Source organism: Nocardiopsis xinjiangensis YIM 90004 (genome assembly GCF_000341145.1).
GTDB lineage: Bacteria > Actinomycetota > Actinomycetes > Streptosporangiales > Streptosporangiaceae > Nocardiopsis > Nocardiopsis xinjiangensis.
In genome coordinates this window covers 1-17,570 of sequence record NZ_ANBE01000017.1, presented here as the reverse complement: position 1 = coordinate 17,570, position 17,570 = coordinate 1, and the positions used below count along the sequence as shown (strand labels likewise).

The 17,570-nt window shown below is 71.1% G+C and carries 17 protein-coding genes; 11 read left to right on the top strand and 6 right to left on the bottom strand.

Translation table 11 applies throughout. The features are described 5' to 3' along the window. Nucleotides 1-59 precede the first annotated feature (59 nt). The 4 genes from D473_RS0109870 to D473_RS0109855 form a co-directional block, all read right to left on the bottom strand. The gene (locus tag D473_RS0109870) at nucleotides 60-257 is read right to left on the bottom strand and encodes a hypothetical protein (RefSeq protein WP_017608908.1); all 198 of its coding nucleotides are present in this window, start codon (nucleotides 255-257) and stop codon (nucleotides 60-62) included. 32 nt (nucleotides 258-289) lie between these two features. Continuing rightward, entirely contained in the window at nucleotides 290-1,462 is a 1,173-nt protein-coding gene (locus D473_RS0109865; RefSeq protein WP_017608907.1) for an aromatic ring-hydroxylating oxygenase subunit alpha, read from the bottom strand. A gap of 117 nt (nucleotides 1,463-1,579) precedes the next feature. Further along, nucleotides 1,580-3,973, bottom strand: a complete 2,394-nt coding sequence (locus D473_RS0109860) for an FAD-dependent oxidoreductase (RefSeq protein WP_017608906.1) — start codon at nucleotides 3,971-3,973, stop codon at nucleotides 1,580-1,582. Nucleotides 3,974-4,423: 450 nt separating this feature from the next. After that, nucleotides 4,424-5,203 (bottom strand): IclR family transcriptional regulator, encoded by a 780-nt coding sequence (locus tag D473_RS0109855; protein ID WP_241474751.1) that lies wholly within the window; start codon nucleotides 5,201-5,203, stop codon nucleotides 4,424-4,426. Nucleotides 5,204-5,333: 130 nt separating this feature from the next. Between D473_RS0109855 and D473_RS0109850 the strand changes: the two genes are divergently transcribed. The 10 genes from D473_RS0109850 to pcaDC all read left to right on the top strand — a co-directional run bounded on the left by D473_RS0109850 (nucleotide 5,334) and on the right by pcaDC (nucleotide 13,930). Further along, complete coding sequence (locus D473_RS0109850; protein WP_206539022.1) at nucleotides 5,334-5,654, top strand: bifunctional 3-phenylpropionate/cinnamic acid dioxygenase ferredoxin subunit; 321 nt, start codon at nucleotides 5,334-5,336, stop codon at nucleotides 5,652-5,654. After that, a complete protein-coding gene (locus D473_RS25630; RefSeq protein WP_275040647.1) occupies nucleotides 5,651-6,385 on the top strand; it encodes an NAD(P)/FAD-dependent oxidoreductase in 735 nt (244 codons plus the stop codon). The genes D473_RS0109850 and D473_RS25630 overlap by 4 nt, the downstream gene beginning before the upstream one ends. After that, complete coding sequence (locus tag D473_RS28390; RefSeq protein ID WP_275040646.1) at nucleotides 6,340-6,795, top strand: oxidoreductase C-terminal domain-containing protein; 456 nt, start codon at nucleotides 6,340-6,342, stop codon at nucleotides 6,793-6,795. Before D473_RS25630 ends, D473_RS28390 begins: the two co-directional genes overlap by 46 nt. A 213-nt stretch (nucleotides 6,796-7,008) precedes the next feature. Next, entirely contained in the window at nucleotides 7,009-7,824 is an 816-nt protein-coding gene (locus D473_RS0109840; RefSeq protein ID WP_017608903.1) for a CoA transferase subunit A, read from the top strand. A 139-nt stretch (nucleotides 7,825-7,963) separates the two neighbouring features. After that, entirely contained in the window at nucleotides 7,964-8,719 is a 756-nt protein-coding gene (locus tag D473_RS0109835) for a CoA-transferase subunit beta (RefSeq protein WP_017608902.1), read from the top strand. Nucleotides 8,720-8,774: 55 nt separating this feature from the next. After that, a complete protein-coding gene (locus tag D473_RS0109830; protein WP_017608901.1) occupies nucleotides 8,775-9,989 on the top strand; it encodes a thiolase family protein in 1,215 nt (404 codons plus the stop codon). 49 nt (nucleotides 9,990-10,038) lie between these two features. Further along, nucleotides 10,039-10,800, top strand: coding sequence for a protocatechuate 3,4-dioxygenase subunit beta (gene pcaH / locus D473_RS0109825; protein WP_017608900.1), 762 nt, complete (start codon nucleotides 10,039-10,041; stop codon nucleotides 10,798-10,800). Further along, nucleotides 10,797-11,360, top strand: a complete 564-nt coding sequence (gene pcaG / locus D473_RS0109820) for a protocatechuate 3,4-dioxygenase subunit alpha (protein WP_017608899.1) — start codon at nucleotides 10,797-10,799, stop codon at nucleotides 11,358-11,360. Before pcaH ends, pcaG begins: the two co-directional genes overlap by 4 nt. A gap of 67 nt (nucleotides 11,361-11,427) precedes the next feature. Further along, on the top strand, nucleotides 11,428-12,807 hold the full coding sequence (gene pcaB, locus D473_RS0109815; RefSeq protein ID WP_017608898.1) for a 3-carboxy-cis,cis-muconate cycloisomerase: 1,380 nt from the start codon (nucleotides 11,428-11,430) through the stop codon (nucleotides 12,805-12,807). Further along, entirely contained in the window at nucleotides 12,797-13,930 is a 1,134-nt protein-coding gene (gene pcaDC, locus D473_RS0109810) for a bifunctional 3-oxoadipate enol-lactonase/4-carboxymuconolactone decarboxylase PcaDC (RefSeq protein WP_017608897.1), read from the top strand. Before pcaB ends, pcaDC begins: the two co-directional genes overlap by 11 nt. Nucleotides 13,931-14,013: 83 nt before the next feature. Here the strand turns inward: pcaDC and D473_RS0109805 are convergent, their stop codons facing one another. Together D473_RS0109805 and D473_RS0109800 are read right to left on the bottom strand one after the other, a co-directional pair. After that, nucleotides 14,014-15,288 (bottom strand): MFS transporter, encoded by a 1,275-nt coding sequence (locus tag D473_RS0109805; protein ID WP_017608896.1) that lies wholly within the window; start codon nucleotides 15,286-15,288, stop codon nucleotides 14,014-14,016. 60 nt (nucleotides 15,289-15,348) lie between these two features. Continuing rightward, nucleotides 15,349-16,542 carry a 4-hydroxybenzoate 3-monooxygenase gene (locus tag D473_RS0109800; protein ID WP_017608895.1) on the bottom strand — a complete coding sequence of 398 codons (1,194 nt, stop codon included), beginning with the start codon at nucleotides 16,540-16,542 and terminating at the stop codon, nucleotides 15,349-15,351. A gap of 80 nt (nucleotides 16,543-16,622) precedes the next feature. Between D473_RS0109800 and D473_RS0109795 the strand changes: the two genes are divergently transcribed. Beyond that, nucleotides 16,623-17,396: an IclR family transcriptional regulator gene (locus tag D473_RS0109795; RefSeq protein WP_017608894.1), complete on the top strand. Its 774-nt coding sequence runs from the start codon at nucleotides 16,623-16,625 to the stop codon at nucleotides 17,394-17,396. The last annotated feature ends 174 nt before the right edge of the window (nucleotides 17,397-17,570 follow it).

Below are 17,570 nucleotides of genomic sequence, written 5' to 3'. Positions count from 1 at the left end.
GCCGGGGACACGCTCTTTTCCGGTCCCGGGGGAGGCCCCGCGCGGGGCCTCCCCCGGGGTCATGCGCGCGCTCCTGCGCTCTCCTCGAGCAGGCACCGGGAGAGGTCCTCGGTGAGCTCCTCGTGCTGTCGTCGCCGTATGCGGCGGACCTCGCGCGAACGCCTTCCACGCGGCCGCACGGAGACGGGCCGGGTCCTGCGGTGGATCGCGTAGGACATGGCCGGGGCCACGACCACGAAGAACGCGCTCAGGAGCACGGAGGGTCAGAAGACCCGTGGGGCGGCGACCCTCATTTCAGGTCGCCACTGCGCCCCGGCGCGAGGGCCGCTTCGACCCAGGTGTGGAACTCCCCGATGTGGTGTTCGGACGGGACGAGGACACCGCCCTGGGCATACTGCCGCGAGGACATCGCCGGCTGGCACCGTTCACACGCGTCGAAGTCCTGCTGGTTGACCCGGTGGAACATCTCCACCGAATGCGACAGGTCCCGACCGCTGTCGATGACCTCCTGTGTGTAGAGCCAATCGCACTCGACGATGGTCCGGTCGACCGAGACCGGGTACATGCGGTGGAAGATGACGTGGTCGGGGACCAGGTTGACGAAGACCTGGGGCCGGACCGTGATGGCGTAGTAGCTGCGGTCCTGTTCCTCGCTCACACCTTCGATCCGGTCGAAACCCTCACTTCCGTCGACGGTGAACCCCTCGACGTCCTCACCGAAGGACGCACCGTGTCCCACGTAGAACTGGGCCGCGTAGCCTTCGGCGAACTCCGGCAGCACCTCGGTCAGTTCCGGGTGGATCGTGGCGCAGTGGTAGCACTCCATGAAGTTCTCGATGATGAGTTTCCAGTTGGCCTTGACGTCGTAGGTGATACGCCGTCCGACGGTGAGCCCGTCGATGCCGTAGTTGTCGATCGCCTCGACGCCGCCGAGCCGGGCGACGACGTCGGCGACCACCGTCTCCTCGAAGGAGGGCGGGGTGTCGGCGATACACACCCACACGTAGCCGAGCCACTCCTTCAGGTTCAGCGGTTGCAGGCCGTACTCGGTGCGGTCGACGTCGGGCATCGACGTCAGGTTCGGTGCGGCGACGAGCTTGCCGTCGAGCCCGTAGGTCCAGGCGTGGTACGGGCACTGGAAGGAACGCTTGACCTCGCCGGACTCCTGCGTGCACAGCTGGGCTCCGCGGTGGCGGCACACGTTGAGGAAGGCGCGGGGCTTCCCGTCGCGTGCCCGGGTGACCAGCACGCTCTCCCGGCCGATCTGCACTGTACGGAAGGCCCCGGGCTTGCCCAGGTCGGAGCTGCGCACGGCGCAGAACCACTGGGCCTCGAAGATGCGTTCCTGTTCGAGCCGGAAGGTTGCGGGGTCGGTGTAGTCGGTTCCGGGCAGGGTGCGGATGAGGCTGTCGGCGGGTGCTCCGCCGGCGGACGGGTCGTCCACGAACGTGCCGTCTGTCAACGAGGGCTCCTTGTGCGGTGTCGGGAACTCCGGAACTCTGCGTGCGCCGGCCGGGTCGGGGGCCGGGGACGGCCCTGCTACGGGGCAAGGGCGGAAGCGGATCGGTGCAGGAGCGGGTCAGGAACGGAAGCGGATCGACTCGGGGTCGAACAGGGGCTCGGCCGCCACGGTGGACTCCACCCGTTCCCCCAGGTGTTCGATCTCCACGCCCCGCCCGGGGTCGGCGAGCGCGGTGGGCATCCAGGCGTAGGCGATGCCCCGGCCGAGTGTGTATCCGATGTCGGCGCTGGTCACGTGGCCTACCGCGGCCCCGTCGGCGTAGACCGGTGCGGAACCGGCGACCGTCCGTCGCGGATCGTCGATCGTCAGGCAGGTGAGTCTGCGGGCGGCAACGGTTCCGGCGCGCTCCTCGAGGGCCTCCTTGCCTCGGAAGTAGCCCTTGCTCATCCGGACCGCGAACCCCAGGCCGGCCTCGTAGGGGTCGTGCTCGGTGGTGACGTCCCTGCTCCAGGAACGGTGTCCCTTCTCCAGACGCATGCTGTCGAAGGCCCCGCGCCCGACAGCGATGAGGCCGTGGTCCTGCCCGGCCTCCCACACGGTGTCCCAGAGACGGCGCCCCAGGTCGGCGTCGGTGTGCAGCTCCCATCCGAGCTCCCCGACGTAGGAGAGCCGCAGGGCGGTGACCGGAACGGTCCCGAGGTAGATCCGCCGGGCCCGGTAACACCCGAAGGCGCGGTGGGAGAAGTCCTCGGTGGAGAGCTGCTGCAGCAAGGCCCGCGACCCGGGTCCCCACAGCCCGATGCAGCAGGTGCCCGAGGTGACGTCGCGCAGTTGGACGGTGCCGTTGCGGGGCAGGTGCCGGCGGAGCCAGTCGACATCGGTGTGGCTGTTCGCACCGACCTGGAAACGGGACTCGCTCCGGCGCTCCACGGCCAGGTCACCGCGGACCCTGCCGTCGTCGTCGAGCATGAGCGTGTAGACGACCGTGCCCGGTTCGCGGTCGATCTGGTTCGTGGTCATCGTTTGGAGGAAACTGAGCGCCTCCGGCCCGCTGACCTCCACCCGCTTCAGGGGGGTCATGTCGAATACGCCCACTCGTTCGCGGGCGACCAGCGCCTCGGCCCCCACAATCGGCGACCAGTCCCGGTCGGGCCACCCGTGGCGTTCGATCACCCGTTCCACCTCGGGCAGGGCAGTGTTGGCCTCATACCACTCCGGGCGTTCCCAGCCGCCGGATTCCAGGAAGCGGGCCCCGAGTTCGACCTGCCGTTCGTGGAAGGGTGCGCTCCGCAAGGGGCGAGCCGGGTCCACCGAGTGCGAGATGCGTACGCCGGTCTCGGACTCGGCACGGACCCGGCGGCTGCGGCTTCGCACGTAGGCGGGTGAGAGCTGGACCTCGTCGAACCGGTTGAGTTCGCAACAGTGCAGGTCTCCCCCGGGGCGGCCGTCGATGATCCATTCGGCCACGGCCCCGGCGATGCCGGCCGAATGTGCGGTCTCCACGGCTTGGACCACCCAGAAACCGCCGAGAGCGGGGTGTTCACCCAGGAGCGGTTTGCCGTCGGCGGTGGCCAGGGTCGTCCCGTGGGTGGTGTACTCGGTCTCGGCCTCCGCGAGCGCCGGGACGAGGTCGGCCACGGTGGCGGGTACGGGCGTCTCCGTGCCGGGGTCGTCGGGGGCGGGCCGGTACCCGTGGGCCCTCAGGTGGGGAGGATCGAAGTGCCGGGCCGTGCTGACGGCGATGCCGCGGTGGCGCAGGATCGGACCGGTGGCACGGGGATCCTCCGTACGGGTGTCGTCCGTGGGGAGTGGCGTCCTGGTCCGCACGTACTGGTGAGCCATGGCCGAGACGGGGAGCGGCAGATCCACCATCGCCCCGATCTCCGGACCCGAAGCACCCGCGCAGGAGACGACGACGTCGGCGCGGAAACTGCCGTGCTCGGTGGTGACGGCGCGCAAGCGGTCCGCGCGGCGTTCGATGCCGGTCACCCGGTGATGGGGCAGGAACCTGACGCCCCGCTCCATGGCCCGCTCCGCCTGGGCCTCGGCCGCGTGCAGGGGATCGGCGGCCCCGTCGCCGGGGGTGTACAGACCACCCAGGACCGGGGCCGTGTCCAGGTGCCGGTGGAGGCCGGCGCATTCCTCAGGGGTGAGCAGGGACGCTTCGATCCCCCACGAGGCGGCCCACCCGCGTTTGCGTTTCAGGCCCTCCCAGTGGTGCGGGGCGGTGGCCAGTTCCAGCCCTCCGAGGCTCTGGAAGAGCTGCCGTCCCTGTAGTAGAAGGCCTCGGTACTTCTCGACGGTGCGGGCGGCGCATTGCGACAGCGTCTTGCACTCGCCGGCCTGGAAGAAAAAAGCGGGACCCGGGGGATCGGGTTCGGCGTCCGGTGTGAACAACGGCCCCTGTTCGAGAACGGTGACCCTGTTCGACCCGCGGAGACTCAGCTCGTCCGCGAGAGCGCAACCGACAATTCCCGCGCCGATGATGACGACATGGGGCTGCGTGGCCATGACGGCCCTCCTGGATTCAGGGGATCATCAGGTGACTGAGAACGGAGTACCGGATACGGATGCGCCCGGCTTCGGAGATCAGCGCACGCCAGGGACCCGGCCGACGGGTCTCAGGTGATCCCGGTGCCCGGGCGCACTGCGGACGGAGGGCGAGAGGGCCCCGGGCACACGGGAAGAGACGATTCCACGGCAGGCCGGCTGCGGCGCGTGGAGGCGGCGCCGGGGCGAGCACGAGGCAGGCATGACTGCCCTCCTAAAGTTGCAAATGAAGCAACGGGATGTGAGATGCGCAACTACATGGGGACCAATTTGAAGTACACGTGAAGGGGCTGTCAACCCCCGAAGGCAAGGAACTCTCTTCTTCTTGTTACAGCCCCGCACACAACACGAAAAGGTGGGGACCGGAATCCGGACCCCACCCTGTGAGCAGCAAGGACAAAGGTTTTCGGGTCAGCGTTCCACGTGGCCGAGTCTTCCGGAGAATTCCCGTGCGGCGATGTCGAGCTCCCGGGCCAGCTGCCGCACGCGTCTGCTCGAGAGCCGATAGGAGGGCCCCGACACACTGATGGCCGCGATGACACCGTCCCCCGGCCCGCGAACCGGGACCGCACACGCGTGAAGGCCGGGCTCGAGCTCCTCGAAGCTCGTGGAGTAACCGTCCTCGGCCACACCCTGGAGGACGGGACGCAGTTCGTCGGGGTCGGTGATGGTGCGTGCGGTGTAGGGGAACAGGTCGCCCTCGAGGAACTCCTCCCGCTCGTCCTCGGTCATCGACGCCAGAAGGACCTTCCCGCTGGAGGTGGCGTGCAGGGCAGTGCGCTGTCCGGTCCAGTTCTGCACCGCGATCGCCGAGGACCCCCGCGCCTGGCTGACGTTGACCGCGCTCATCCCGTCCAGGACGGCGATGTTGACGGTCTCGCCGAGGCGCTGCGCCAGGCCCTCGCAGAGCGGCGCACCCAGGCGACCCACGTCGATCTGCCTGGTCACGGCCCCGGCGTAGCGCAGCATGGCGAAGCCGATGGTGAAGCGACCGCGCTCGCCGTCCTGCTCGACGAGCCCTTTCGACTGGAGTGTGTACACCAGGCGCGAGGCGGTCGACTTGTGCACACCGAGCTCGGCCGCGATCTCACTGATGCCGGCCTCCCCCTCGAGCAGGAGGAATTCGAGGACAGCGACCGCGCGGTCGACCGATTGCACGATCATCGAATCTTTGCGCTCGGAGTTTCCCATAGAGAAACAGTAAGCACGCAGATCGAACATCGGCAATTCTTCGTGCCCTCTTGACGCGCCCTCGAGCGGAGCCGCACGATGAAGTTGCGCATTACACAGAGCGTTCCTCATTATGCAACGGAGGGTCCCGATGCTGATTGCTGCTTGCTCCGTGGACGAGCTGCCCTTCGGCGAGTCGGTCAGGATCGACGCCGATGTCCCGATCGCGGTGTTCAACGCCGAGGGGCAGCTGTACGCGATCGACGACACCTGCACACACCAGGACGCCTCACTCTCGGACGGTTGGCTGGAGGACTGCTTCGTGGAGTGCCCGCTGCACGAGGCGCTGTTCGACCTCCGTACGGGCATGCCGAGCTGCCTGCCCGCGAAGAAACCCGTCCGCACACACCCGGTCGTCGTCGACGAGGGGCACATCTACGTTCAGCTCGTGGAGCAGGAGGCGGTTGCATGAGGACGGTCACCGTGGTCGGCGCTTCCTTGGCCGGGCTGCGCTCGGTGGAGCACCTGCGAGCGCAAGGTTTCGACGGGCGGATCGTCGTGGTCGGCGACGAGACCCACCTGCCCTACGACCGGCCCCCGCTTTCCAAGGGTCTGCTCGCCGGTACCGCCGACCTCGCCTCCCTGGCCCTGGCCGATCAGCCCGACCTCGACGAGCTGGAGGTGCAGTGGCGGCTGGGAGTACGGGCCACCGGCCTGGACGCCGCCGGGACGGTCTCCTTGTCCGACGGGACCGACGTCGCCACGGACGGCGTGGTCGTGGCCACCGGCGGGCGGGCCAGGTCCGTGCCCGGCGCGGAACAGCTCGACGGGGTGCACACGGTGCGCACCATCGAGGACACGCTCGCCCTGCGCGCCGATCTGGCCGAGCAGGCGGGACCGGTCGCCGTGATCGGTGCGGGGTGGATCGGGACCGAGGTCGCCTCCACCTGCCGCAAGCTCGGGCTGGACGTCACCGTGGTCGAGGCGGTGCGCGAACCTCTCGCGCGGGCTCTGGGTCCTCGGATGGCCAAGGTGTGCACGGGGCTGCATGCCGAGCACGGGGTCGCCCTCCGGTGCGGTGCCGGGGTCGANTCACGGGCCTGCTCCTGGAGGACGGAACCCACGTTCCCGCCGACGTCGTGGTCGTGGGTGTGGGGATGCGCCCGGCCACGGACTGGCTGGCCGGGTCGGGGCTCGAGGTGAACGACGGTGTGGTGTGCGATTCCGGATTGGTCACCTCGGCACCGAACGTGGTCGCCGTCGGTGACGTGGCCCGGTACCGCTCCTCCTCCGGGCAGCTCGTGCGCCATGAGCACTGGACCAACGCATCGGAGCAGCCGCGTACCGCGGTGCAGAACCTCCTGGCCGGCGCGACCGTGAACGACCACCGGCCCTCGCGGTACATGTGGTCGGACCAGTACGGGTGCCGCCTGCAGGTCGCCGGCCGCACAGAGGACGCCGACGAGGTCGAGGTGGTCGAAGGCTCCGAGGAGAGCCGCAAGTTCGTGGCCGCCTACCGGCGCGACGGCACGACCACGGGGGTCTTCGCCATGAACGACCCGAAGCTCTTCACCCGCATGCGGCGGACGTTGCTCGCTCCCGTCGCCACGTGAGAGAACCCTCGGGCGCCAGAGGTGCTCGGATCCGGTCGGGGCCGGATCCGAGCACCTTTTTCTGTGGCCGGTCAGGGGGCGCGGGAGCGCCCCCGGCCTCCGTGATCCCCCTTCACCGCGTTCTCGGGCCTTGACCGCCCCCTCGCGTGCCGCTAATCTCAGAAACAGTTGTTCGCCATAAGAACAATAATTCACTATGCGAACGGAGGCCTCATGGTCCTGCCCCTGGACGAGGCGGTCCGCACCCTGGTCCACGACGGCGACACCGTCGCGCTGGAGGGTTTCACCCACCTCATCCCCGTCGCCGCTGGGCACGAGATCATCCGCCAGGGCCTGCGCGACCTCACCCTGGTACGGATGACACCCGACATCGTCTACGACCAGCTCATCGGCGCCGGATGCGCCCGCAAACTGGTCTTCTCCTGGGGCGGCAACCCCGGCGTGGGTTCACTGCACCGGTTCCGCGACGCGGTCACCCACGGCTGGCCCCTCCCCCTGCAGATCGAGGAGCACAGCCACGCCGGCATGACCAACCGCTACGTCGCGGGCGCCTCCGGGCTGCCCTTCGCGATCCTGCGCGGGTACAGCGGCACCGACCTGGTCGGCAACAACCCCAACATCAGCACCGTGACCTGCCCCTTCAGCGGGCAGGAGGTGGCCGCCGTCCCCGCGGTCGACCCCGACGTCACGGTCATCCACGCCCAGCGCGCCGACCGCTCCGGCAACGTGCAGCTGTGGGGCATCACCGGCATCCAGAAGGAGGCCGCCCTGGCGGCCGAGCGTGTGCTGGTCACGGTCGAGGAGGTCGTCGAGACCCTGGACCCCGTCCCCGGACAGGTGCTCCTGCCCGGCCGGATCGTCGACGCCGTCAGTGTGGTCCCCGGCGGAGCGGCCCCCTCCTACGCGCACGGGTACTACGAGCGCGACAACTCCGCCTACAAGGCCTGGGACGAGATCGGCCGCGACCGTGAGGCCTTCAACGCCTGGCTGGAGGAACAGATCGGCGCCCCCGCGGCCGGTGCCACGTGAACGCCCCGTTCCGGGCGCCTCTCCCCCACCGGGTACCTCCCGCAGCGTCCTGTCCCGCAGCGCAACCTCAGGCAGCCCTCGGCGCTCTCCGCCACACAGCGGTCGGCACCGTGATCCCCGAACCGGCAGGGAGTACCCCGTGACCACCGTGACCTGGACCTCCGACGAGATCATGACCGTCACCGCGGCGCGTTCACTCGAGGACCACATGTCCTGCTTCGTCGGCATCGGCCTACCCAGTACCGCCGCCAACGTCGCCCGGCGCACCCACGCTCCCGGCCTGTGGATGGTCTACGAGTCGGGCACCCTGGGCACGGTCCCCGACCACCTGCCGCTGTCCATCGGCGACGGCATCCTCGCCGACACCGCCGACACCGTGGTCTCGGTCCCCGAGGTCTTCAACTACTGGCTCCAGGCCGGGCGCATCGACGTCGGTTTCCTCGGCGCCGCCCAGATCGACCGCTACGCCAACATCAACACCACCGTCATCGGCGACTACCACTCCCCCGAGGTCCGGCTGCCAGGCGCGGGCGGCGCCCCCGAGATCGCCGCGTCCTGCCGCGAGGTCATCGTGATCATGCGGCACAGCAGCCGCGCCTTCGTCGACCAGGTCGACTTCGTGACCTCGGTGGGGCACGGGCGCGGCAAGGGCGACCGCGAGCGCCTGGGGCTGCGCGGAGCCGGACCGACCCGGGTCATCACCGACCTCGGCGTGCTCGAGCCCGACCCCGGAACCGGCGAACTGGTGCTGACGGGGGTGCACCCGGGGGTGGAGATCGCTCAGGTCACGGAGGCCACCGGCTGGGACCTCAGGACCGCCGAGAACGTGATCGGTACCCCCGCCCCCACCGACACCGAACTGTCTGTGGTGCGATCGCTCACAGGGGCCCGTTGACCCGGCGCCCCTCACGAACCCACGATCCGCACACGCCACGCCCAGGAGGCCCCCGGTGACCGACACCTACGTCCTCGACGCCGTCCGCACCCCCTTCGGCAAGTTCGGCGGAGCGCTCTCCGGCGCCCGCCCCGACGACCTCGCCGCACACGTCGTCGGCGCCCTCGTCGACCGCGCGCCCGGCCTGGAGCGCTCCGGGGCCCCCGTCGGTCCGGGTGGCGACGGCTCCACCCCGCCCGTCGACGAGATCGTCCTCGGCAACGCCAACGGCGCCGGGGAGGAGAACCGCAACGTCGCCCGGATGGCCGCGATCCTGGCCGGACTGCCGACCTCGGTCCCCGGGGCCACGGTGAACCGGCTGTGCGGTTCCGGGCTGGAAGCAGCGATCCAGGGGAGCCGGGCGATCCAGACCGGGGACGCCTCCCTGGTCATGGCCGGGGGCGTGGAGTCGATGAGCCGCGCCCCGTGGGTGATGGCCAAACCGTCCAAGGGTTTCCCCGCCGGCAACGCCACCCTGCACTCCACGACCCTGGGTTGGCGCATGGTCAACCCGCGTATGCCCGACCGGTGGACCGTGTCGCTGGGTGAGGCGACCGAGCGCCTGGCCGAGAAGTTCGGGATCGGCCGCGACGAGCAGGACGCCTTCGCCCTGGCCAGCCACACCAAGGCCGCCCAAGCCTGGGAGAAGGGGGCCTTCGAGGACGAGATCGTCCAGGTACCCGACGCACACCTGGACCGGGACGAGTGTGTACGGGAGACGTCCCTGGCCAAGCTCGGCGGGCTCAAGACCGCCTTCCGCGCCGAGGGCACCGTCACCGCGGGCAACGCCTCCCCGCTCAACGACGGCGCCGCCGCCCTGCTCCTGGGTGACCGGGCCGCCGCCGACCGCACCGGGCTGGAGCCCCTCGCGCGGATCGCGGGCCGCGGCGCGGCCGGCGTGGACCCGGACGTGTTCGGTATCGGTCCGGTGCGCGCGGCCGAGATCGCCCTGGAGCGGGCCGGTATCGGCTGGGGCGACCTTGCGGTGGTCGAACTCAACGAGGCCTTCGCGGCCCAGTCCTTGGCGTGCCTGCGCTCCTGGGACGGGCTGGACCCCGAGATCGTCAACCCCAACGGCGGCGCCATCGCCCTGGGCCACCCGCTGGGGGCGTCCGGGGCCCGTGTCCTGGGTTCCCTCGCCCACGAGCTGCGCCGTCGCGGCGGCGGGTGGGGCCTGGCCACGCTCTGCATCGGTGTCGGCCAAGGCTTGGCCGTCGTCCTGGAGGCATGAACATCCACAGCGGGGACGCGCCCTCGCACGAACGGAAGGAGACTCCGCGATGTCGACCGCCCCCGGGGCCAGGACGGGGTCCGGGCTCTACGTCCCCGGGTACGTCCGCGACCACGACACCCATCCGCCACTGGACTACTCCGACTACAACAGCACGGCGCTGCGCCATCCGAAGCGTCCCCTCACGCTGCTGCCGCACACCCTCACCGAGGTCACCTCGCCGGTACTGGGCCACGAGCGGCTCGGCGAGCTCGACCACGACCTGACCCGCCAGCACGAGGGCGAGCCGCAGGGCCAGCGCATCATCGTGCACGGTCGGGTGCGCGACAGCGACGGGGCACCCGTCCCGCACACCCTGGTGGAGGTGTGGCAGGCCAACGCGGCAGGACGTTACCGCCACACCGGCGACAACTGGCCGGCGCCGCTGGACCCGTACTTCACCGGGGTGGGGCGCACCATGACCGACGGCGAGGGCCGCTACCGGTTCCTCACGGTGCGTCCGGGCGCCTACCCGTGGAAGAACCACCGGAACGCGTGGCGCCCCGCCCACATCCACTTCTCCCTGTTCGGGCAGGCCTTCACCCAGCGGCTCGTCACGCAGATGTACTTCCCGGACGACCCGTTGTTCTTCCAGGACCCGATGTGGAACTCGGTACCCGACGAGGAGGCCCGGGAGCGGATGGTCGCCCGGTTCGACTACGGCAGCACCGAGGCCGAGTGGGCGCTGGCCTACCGGTGGGACATCGTCCTGCGCGGACGCGGGCAGACCCCGTTCGAGTCCGAGGAGGAGATCGTGGAGGACGAGGAGTGAGCACCTACCCCACCACCCCGTCCCAGACGGTCGGCCCCTACCTGCACATCGGTCTGCCCTGGCCGGACGGGCCGTTCGCGGTCGCCGAGGGCACACCGGGGGCCGTGTGGATCCGCGGAACGGTGCGCGACGGGGCCGGGGAACCGGTCACCGACGCACTCGTGGAGACCTGGCAGGCCGACCCGGACGGGCGGTTCGACCACCCCGCCGACCCGCGCGGCGCACGTGCGTACCCGGGGCTGCGGGCCTTCGGTCGCTGCCCCACCGACGGTGAGGGTTCCTACGGCATCCTCACCCTGAAGCCGGGAACGGTTCCGGGCCCCGGGGGTGGCCAGGCACCGCACATCGACGTGTCGGTGTTCGCGCGGGGCATGTTGAACCGGGTGGTCACGCGGTTGTACTTCCCCGAGGAGGAGACCGCCAACGCCGCCGATCCAGTGCTTCGCGCGGTCGGGGACCGCGCGGCGCGGGCCACGCTCGTGGCGGCCGCGGCCCCCGACGGTTACCGTTTCGACATCCGTTTGCAGGGTGAGGGGGAGACGGTCTTCTTCGACATCTGACCGTCCTGGCCGGGCGGCGTCCCCGGCCCGCTCGCCCGAGCTTCGTCCACCGAGGGAGCCACCACACATGACCGGCCTGTTCGACGGGGTCCTCACGCGGGGCCCCGTCGGCCCGTTGACCGACGACACCGCCTGGCTGCGGGCGCTGCTCGACACCGAGGCCGCCCTGGCCCGGGCCCTGGCCGACACCGGTCTGCTCGCGCCCGCGCGCGCCGAGGCCGTCGCCGGTGCCTGCGACCCGGGCCTGTACGACACCGGGGCGCTGGGGCGGGCCGCCGCGAGCGGCGGTAACCCCGTCATCCCCTTGGTCAAGGAGCTGACGGCCCGGGTGGGTGAGACCGACACGGAAGCGGCCGGCCACGTCCACCAGGGCGCCACCAGCCAGGACGTCATGGACACCGCGGCGATGCTCCTGTCTCGCCGTGCCGGGGCCGCGCTGTTGCAGGACCTGGACCGTGCCGCGGCGGGCCTGCGTTCTCTGGCGGCCGAACACCGGGACACCCCCATGCCCGGCCGCACCCTGTTGCAGCAGGCCCTGCCCACGACCTTCGGGGTGGTCGCGGCCGGTTGGGCGCACGGGCTCCTCACGGCGGGCGCGGGTCTGCGGCGCACGCTCGAGGAGGCTGCGGCGGTCCAGTTCGGCGGTGCGGTGGGCACCCTGGCCTCGTTGGGCGAGGACGGTGCCCGCGTCGGCGCCGCCCTGGCCCGTCGGCTCGGCCTGGCCGAACCGGTACTGCCCTGGCACACCGAGCGCGGCCGTGTCGCCGAGCTCGCGGGCGCCCTGGGGCGGGTGGCCGGCTCGGTGGGCACCGCGGCCCAGGACGTCGTCCTGCTCTCCCAGACCGAGGTCGGCGAGGTGACCGAGGAGGGCGGCCCCGGCGTCGGGGGGTCCTCCACCCTCCCGCACAAGCGCAACCCCGTCGCCGCCGTCAGCGCGCTGGCCTGTGCCCGGCAGGCACCCGGCCTGGTCGCGACCCTGTTCGGCGCCCAGATCCAGGAGCACCAGCGCGCCGCCGGGTCCTGGCACTCCGAATGGCTGCCGCTGACCGACCTGTGGCGCCGCACCGGCAGCGCGGTGGCCTGGTGGGGCACCAGCGTCGAGCGGCTGCGGGTGCATCCCGAGCGGATGCGCGCCGGGCTGGACGCCACCGGTGGGACGGCGCTCGGCGAACGGGTCACCACCGATCTGTCCCCCGACATGGGGCGGCAGGCGGCCCATGAACTCGTCTCGGCCGCCTGCACCGAGGCCGTCGGGACCGGACGCGACCTGGCCGGGGTTCTCACCGAGCGCCTCGACGGTGTCCGGAGCCCCGACCGGATCCGCTCCCTGCTCGCCCCCTCCGGTTACCTGGGTTCGGCGGGCCTGTTCACCGACCGGATCACCGGGGCGGACGCAGCAGGGCGCACCGGCAGCACGACCAGTGAAGAAGGACACATTGAGCGTTGAACTCCACCACACCGTGAGCGGCCCCGAGGACGCGCCGGCGCTGTTGCTCGGGCCTTCCCTCGGCGCGGGCACCGACATGTGGGGGCCGCAGGTCGAGGCGCTTTCGGCCCACTTCCGGGTGATCCGTTTCGACACGCGCGGGCACGGCGGTTCCCCCGTACCCGAGGGCCCCTACTCCATCGCCGGCCTGGCCGGGGACGTCCTGCGCCTGATGGACGGCCTGGGTGTGCGCCGCGCCCACTACGCGGGCCTTTCGCTGGGCGGCATGATCGGCCAGTGGTTGGCGGCGCACGCCCCCGAGCGCATCGACCGCCTCGCGCTGCTGGCGACCTCCCCGCACATGCCCCCGGCGCAGAACTGGCTGGACCGGGCCGCGCTGGTGCGTTCGGAGGGTACCTCCGCGGTCGCCGACGGGGTGGTCGAGCGCTGGTTCACCGCCGGCTTCGCCGAGGAGCACCCCGACGAGGTGCGGGCCCACCGCGACCGGGTGGCCGGAACCGCGCCGGAGGGCTACGCCTCGGTGGCGGAGGCGATCGCCGAGTGGGACTTCCGCGAGGACCTTCCGCGTGTGGAGGCGCCGACCCTGATCGTTTCCGGGGCCGATGACGCGGCCACCCCTCCGGAGGGACACGGTTCGACGATGGCCGAGCTGATCCCCGGCGCGCGCCTGGTCGTGTTGGAGCAGGCCGCGCACCTGTTGTCGTGGGAGCAGGCCGAGCGGGTCACCACGCTCCTGGTCCAGCACTTCGCCGACGGGGACCGGAGCTCGGCCGGTATGCGGGTGCGCCGTTCTGTGCTCGGGGACACCCACGTGGACCGGGCCGTGGAGCGGACGACCCCGTTCACCGAACCGTTCCAGGACCTGATCACCCGTTACGCCTGGGGGGAGATCTGGACCCGGCCCGGCCTGGACCGCCGTACCCGCAGCTGCATGGTGCTCACCGCTCTGACTGCGCAGGGGCACTGGGACGAGCTGGGCATGCATGTGCGGGCGGCCCGCCGCAACGGGCTGAGCCCGGACGAGATCGGTGAGGTCTTCCTGCAGGCCGCGATCTACTGCGGGGTACCCGCCGCGAACAAGGCTTTCGCGATCGCCCGGGAGGTGCTGGCCGAGGAGGCCTGAGTCGGCCCGCCGACCTGCCGCCGACAGCGGCGGCGCCCGCCCGCACCGAGGTGTGAGCGGGCGCCGTTCTCGTGCACCGGGTGTCAGGAACCGCCGGCCGGGGTCCGGGCCTGGCGCCCGGGTCCGGTCCCCCCATCCAGGTGTTCGGGGTCGACCGGGTCGGGGCGCCGAGCGGTGAGAACCGCCAGGCCGCCGATCACCCCGATCAGGGCGAACGCGTAGAAACCCCACGGGTAGGCGATCCCGGCGGTGAGCAGGGCCCCGCCCAGGACGGGGCCGGTGATGGCGCCGAGGCGTCCCACCCCGGCCGACCAGCCCAGCGCGGTCGCCCGGTTGGCCGGCGGGAAGACCCGGCTGATGTAGGCATAGACGAGCACCTGCGAGCTGAAGACGAAGCACCCGGCCAGGAGCACGGCGACGTAGACACCGATGCCGGGGAGGCGGATGCTCAGCGCCGCGAGCAGGATCGAGGCGACACCGAACCAGATCAGGTTGGTCACGCGCGGGCCGAAGCGGTCGGAGCTCCGGCCGGCGACGATCAGTCCGAGGACGGCGCCGATGTTGAGGGCCAGGAGCAGACCCAGCGCGGCGTCGAGTTCGTACCCGGCCGCACGCATGATCTCGGGCAGCCAAGTGTTGAGGCCGTAGACCAGCAGCAGACCGCAGAAGGACGCGGCCCAGAAGGCGAGGGTGGAGCGGCCCAGCCCGTCGCGGAAGAGCGAGCGCACTGCGTCGGTGCCCGCACCGACGGCCGCACCGCGCTGCGGGGACCGCTCGCCGAAGGACTGCGACTCGGGCAGGTAGCGGATCATCAGCGGGACCAGGACCAGAGCGGGGAGAGCTCCGACCACGAACATGGCTTGCCAGCCCAGCGAGCCGAGAACGAGGATGCCGAGCAGGGCAGTGAGCACCGCGCCCACGTGGTAGCCGGTCATGATGGTGGTCGTGGCGCTGCCGCTGCGTCCCTTACGCGCGTACTCGGTGGACAGGGCGATCGCGGTGGGCAGGCAACCGCCGAGTCCGAGGCCGGCCAGGAACCTCAGCAGGCCGAAGACCCACAGCGAGGGCGCCCAGGCGCACGAGGCGGTGAAGACCGAGAAGCTCGCCACCGCGTAGATCATGACCTTGCGGCGTCCGATGACGTCGGTGACGGTCCCGATGAACAGGGCACCGATCGCCATGCCGGCGAGTCCGGCCGTGGAGACCGCGGAAGCACTGCTCGGGGTGATACCCCATTGGTTCTCGTCGAGGAGCGTGGGGAGAGTGGTGCCCAGCACCACCATGTCGAAGCCGTCGAGGACGACGGCGATCCAGCACAGGGGGATGACCCACCCGGTGTGGCGGACGGTCGTGCTCACAGGGCGCCTCCTGTAGGGGCGTGCGTGGGCGAGGGGGAGCGCACACGCGGTCGGTCGGGGTCAGGGGGAGAGCGGCCAGCCGGTGTAGGCCTCGGCGAGGTAGGTCGAGCCGGCGCGGCTGCTGGTGAGCGAATCCAGTTCGCCGCGCTGGCGCTGGAGGTCGAAGGCACCGGCCCCGGGGTCGGTGTGCAGCATGCTGGTCATCCAGTACGAGAAGTGTTGGGCGCGCCAGACGCGGCGCAGCGCGGTGGGGCCGTAGGCGTCCAGGTGCCGGTCCTCGCGGGTGGCGAAGAAGCCTTCCAGGGCCTGGGCCAGGACCCGCACGTCGGCCATGGCGAGGTTGAGGCCCTTGGCCCCGGTGGGCGGAACGGTGTGGGCGGCGTCCCCGGCCAGGAGGAGGCGGCCGTGGCGCATGGGGGCACGCACGTAACTGCGCATCGGGATCACCCCGCGCTGGAAGATGCGGCCCTCCTTCAAGGAGAAGCCGTCCTCACCGGCGACGCGGGTCTGGAGTTCGTCCCAGATGCGTGCGTCGCTCCAGTCGGCGGGGGCCTCCTGGGGGTCGCACTGGAAGTACATGCGCTGGACGGTGGGGGTCCGGCTGCTGATGAGGGCGAATCCGCGCTCGGAGTGGGTGTAGATCAGCTCGGGTGCGGAGGGCGGCGCCTCGGTGAGGATCCCGAACCAGCCGAAGGGGTAGGAGCGGAAGTGGTCCTGGGCCACGTCCTCGGGGAAGGCGTTCCGGCTGACACCGGAAGAGCCGTCGCACCCTGCGACGATGTCACAGCGCAGCCGGGTCCGGTTCCCGTCGCGGTCGGTGAAGGCGATCTCGGGTTCGGCGGTGTCGACCTTGTCGAGGGCCACGTCGGAGACGCCGAAGTGCAGGCGGCCGTTGTCGCTCAGGCGGGTGGCGATGAGGTCCTTGAGGACTTCGTGCTGCGGGTAGAGCCATACGGATCGGCCGACGAGATCGGTGAAGTCGATGCGGTGGCCGCGGCCGTCGAAGCGCAGTTCGACCCCCTCGTGCCGGGTGCCCTCGGCCAGGACCCTGGTGTCGATACCGGACGAAGTGAGCAGGTCCACGGTGCCCTGTTCGAGGATCCCGGCGCGGATGGTGCCCTCGATCTCGTCCCGTTCGCGGGTCTCCACGACGACCGAGTCGATGCCCTGGGCAGCGAGCAGGTGGGAGAGGGTCAGGCCGGCCGGGCCCGCACCGATGATCGCCACCTGGGTTCTGCTGTCGGAAATGTGCATGGGCCCATCCGAACCTGTGCGCGAGGTCACGGTCCAGGACTGCATTCCGTTGAGCGGAACATCCGTGCAATTATGTGCGGATGCCGATCACACGTACGGATGACGATCGCTCGGTGACTGCCCGCGCCCTGCACCTGCTCGGAGCGCTCACCCCCGAACGCCCCAGCGCCACCCTCGCCGAGCTGGCGCGCGCCGCCGAACTACCACCGGCCACGGCGCACCGGCTCGTGGGGGAACTCCTCGCCTGGGGCGCCCTGGAACGCGGTACCGACGGACGTTACCGGGTCGGGCTGCGGCTGTGGCGCACCGGGCTCCTGGCCCCCGTCGCCGACCGCCTGCGCGACCGGGCGCTGCCGTACATGCAGGACCTGTACGAGATCACCCGCGAGAACGTCCACCTGGCCGTGCGCGACGGCGACTACGCACTGTACGTGGAGAAACTGGCCGGACACCGCTCGGTGCCCGTGCTCTCCCGCGTGGGCGAGCGCCTGCCGTTGCACACCACCGGGGTGGGCAAGGCGCTCCTGGCCTGGGCAGAGCCGGAGGAGGTACACGCCTACTGCGCCCGGGGCCTCGGGGCATGGACCCGGCACACCATCACCGAGAGCGGCAGACTCGTGCGCGACCTGCGCCGGGCCCTCGAGCGCGAGCACGCCTCCACCCAGGAGGAGATGACCCTGGGCTCGTGCTCGGTCGCGGTGCCCGTGTGCCCCGACCGGCAGGCTCCCCCGGTCGCGGCGTTGGGCATCGTGGTGCACTCGGTGCGTGCAGACCTGCAGCGCCTGGTCCCGGCGCTGCGGGTGGCGGCCACGAGCCTGGGCCGNGCGGGCCCCTACCAGGGCGTATGGGCATAAAACCCACTCAGCGCGCTCGAGCCGCCCTGCTCCGCGGCGCCGTGGTCCCCCGGAAGGCGAGCGCGGTGTGCACCGCCGTTCCCAGCGCCACCACCGCCAGCAACACGAACCCGAAGGTGTAGGCACCCGTGGACTGGAAGACCGCACCCATCACCAGCGGCGGGAAATACCCGC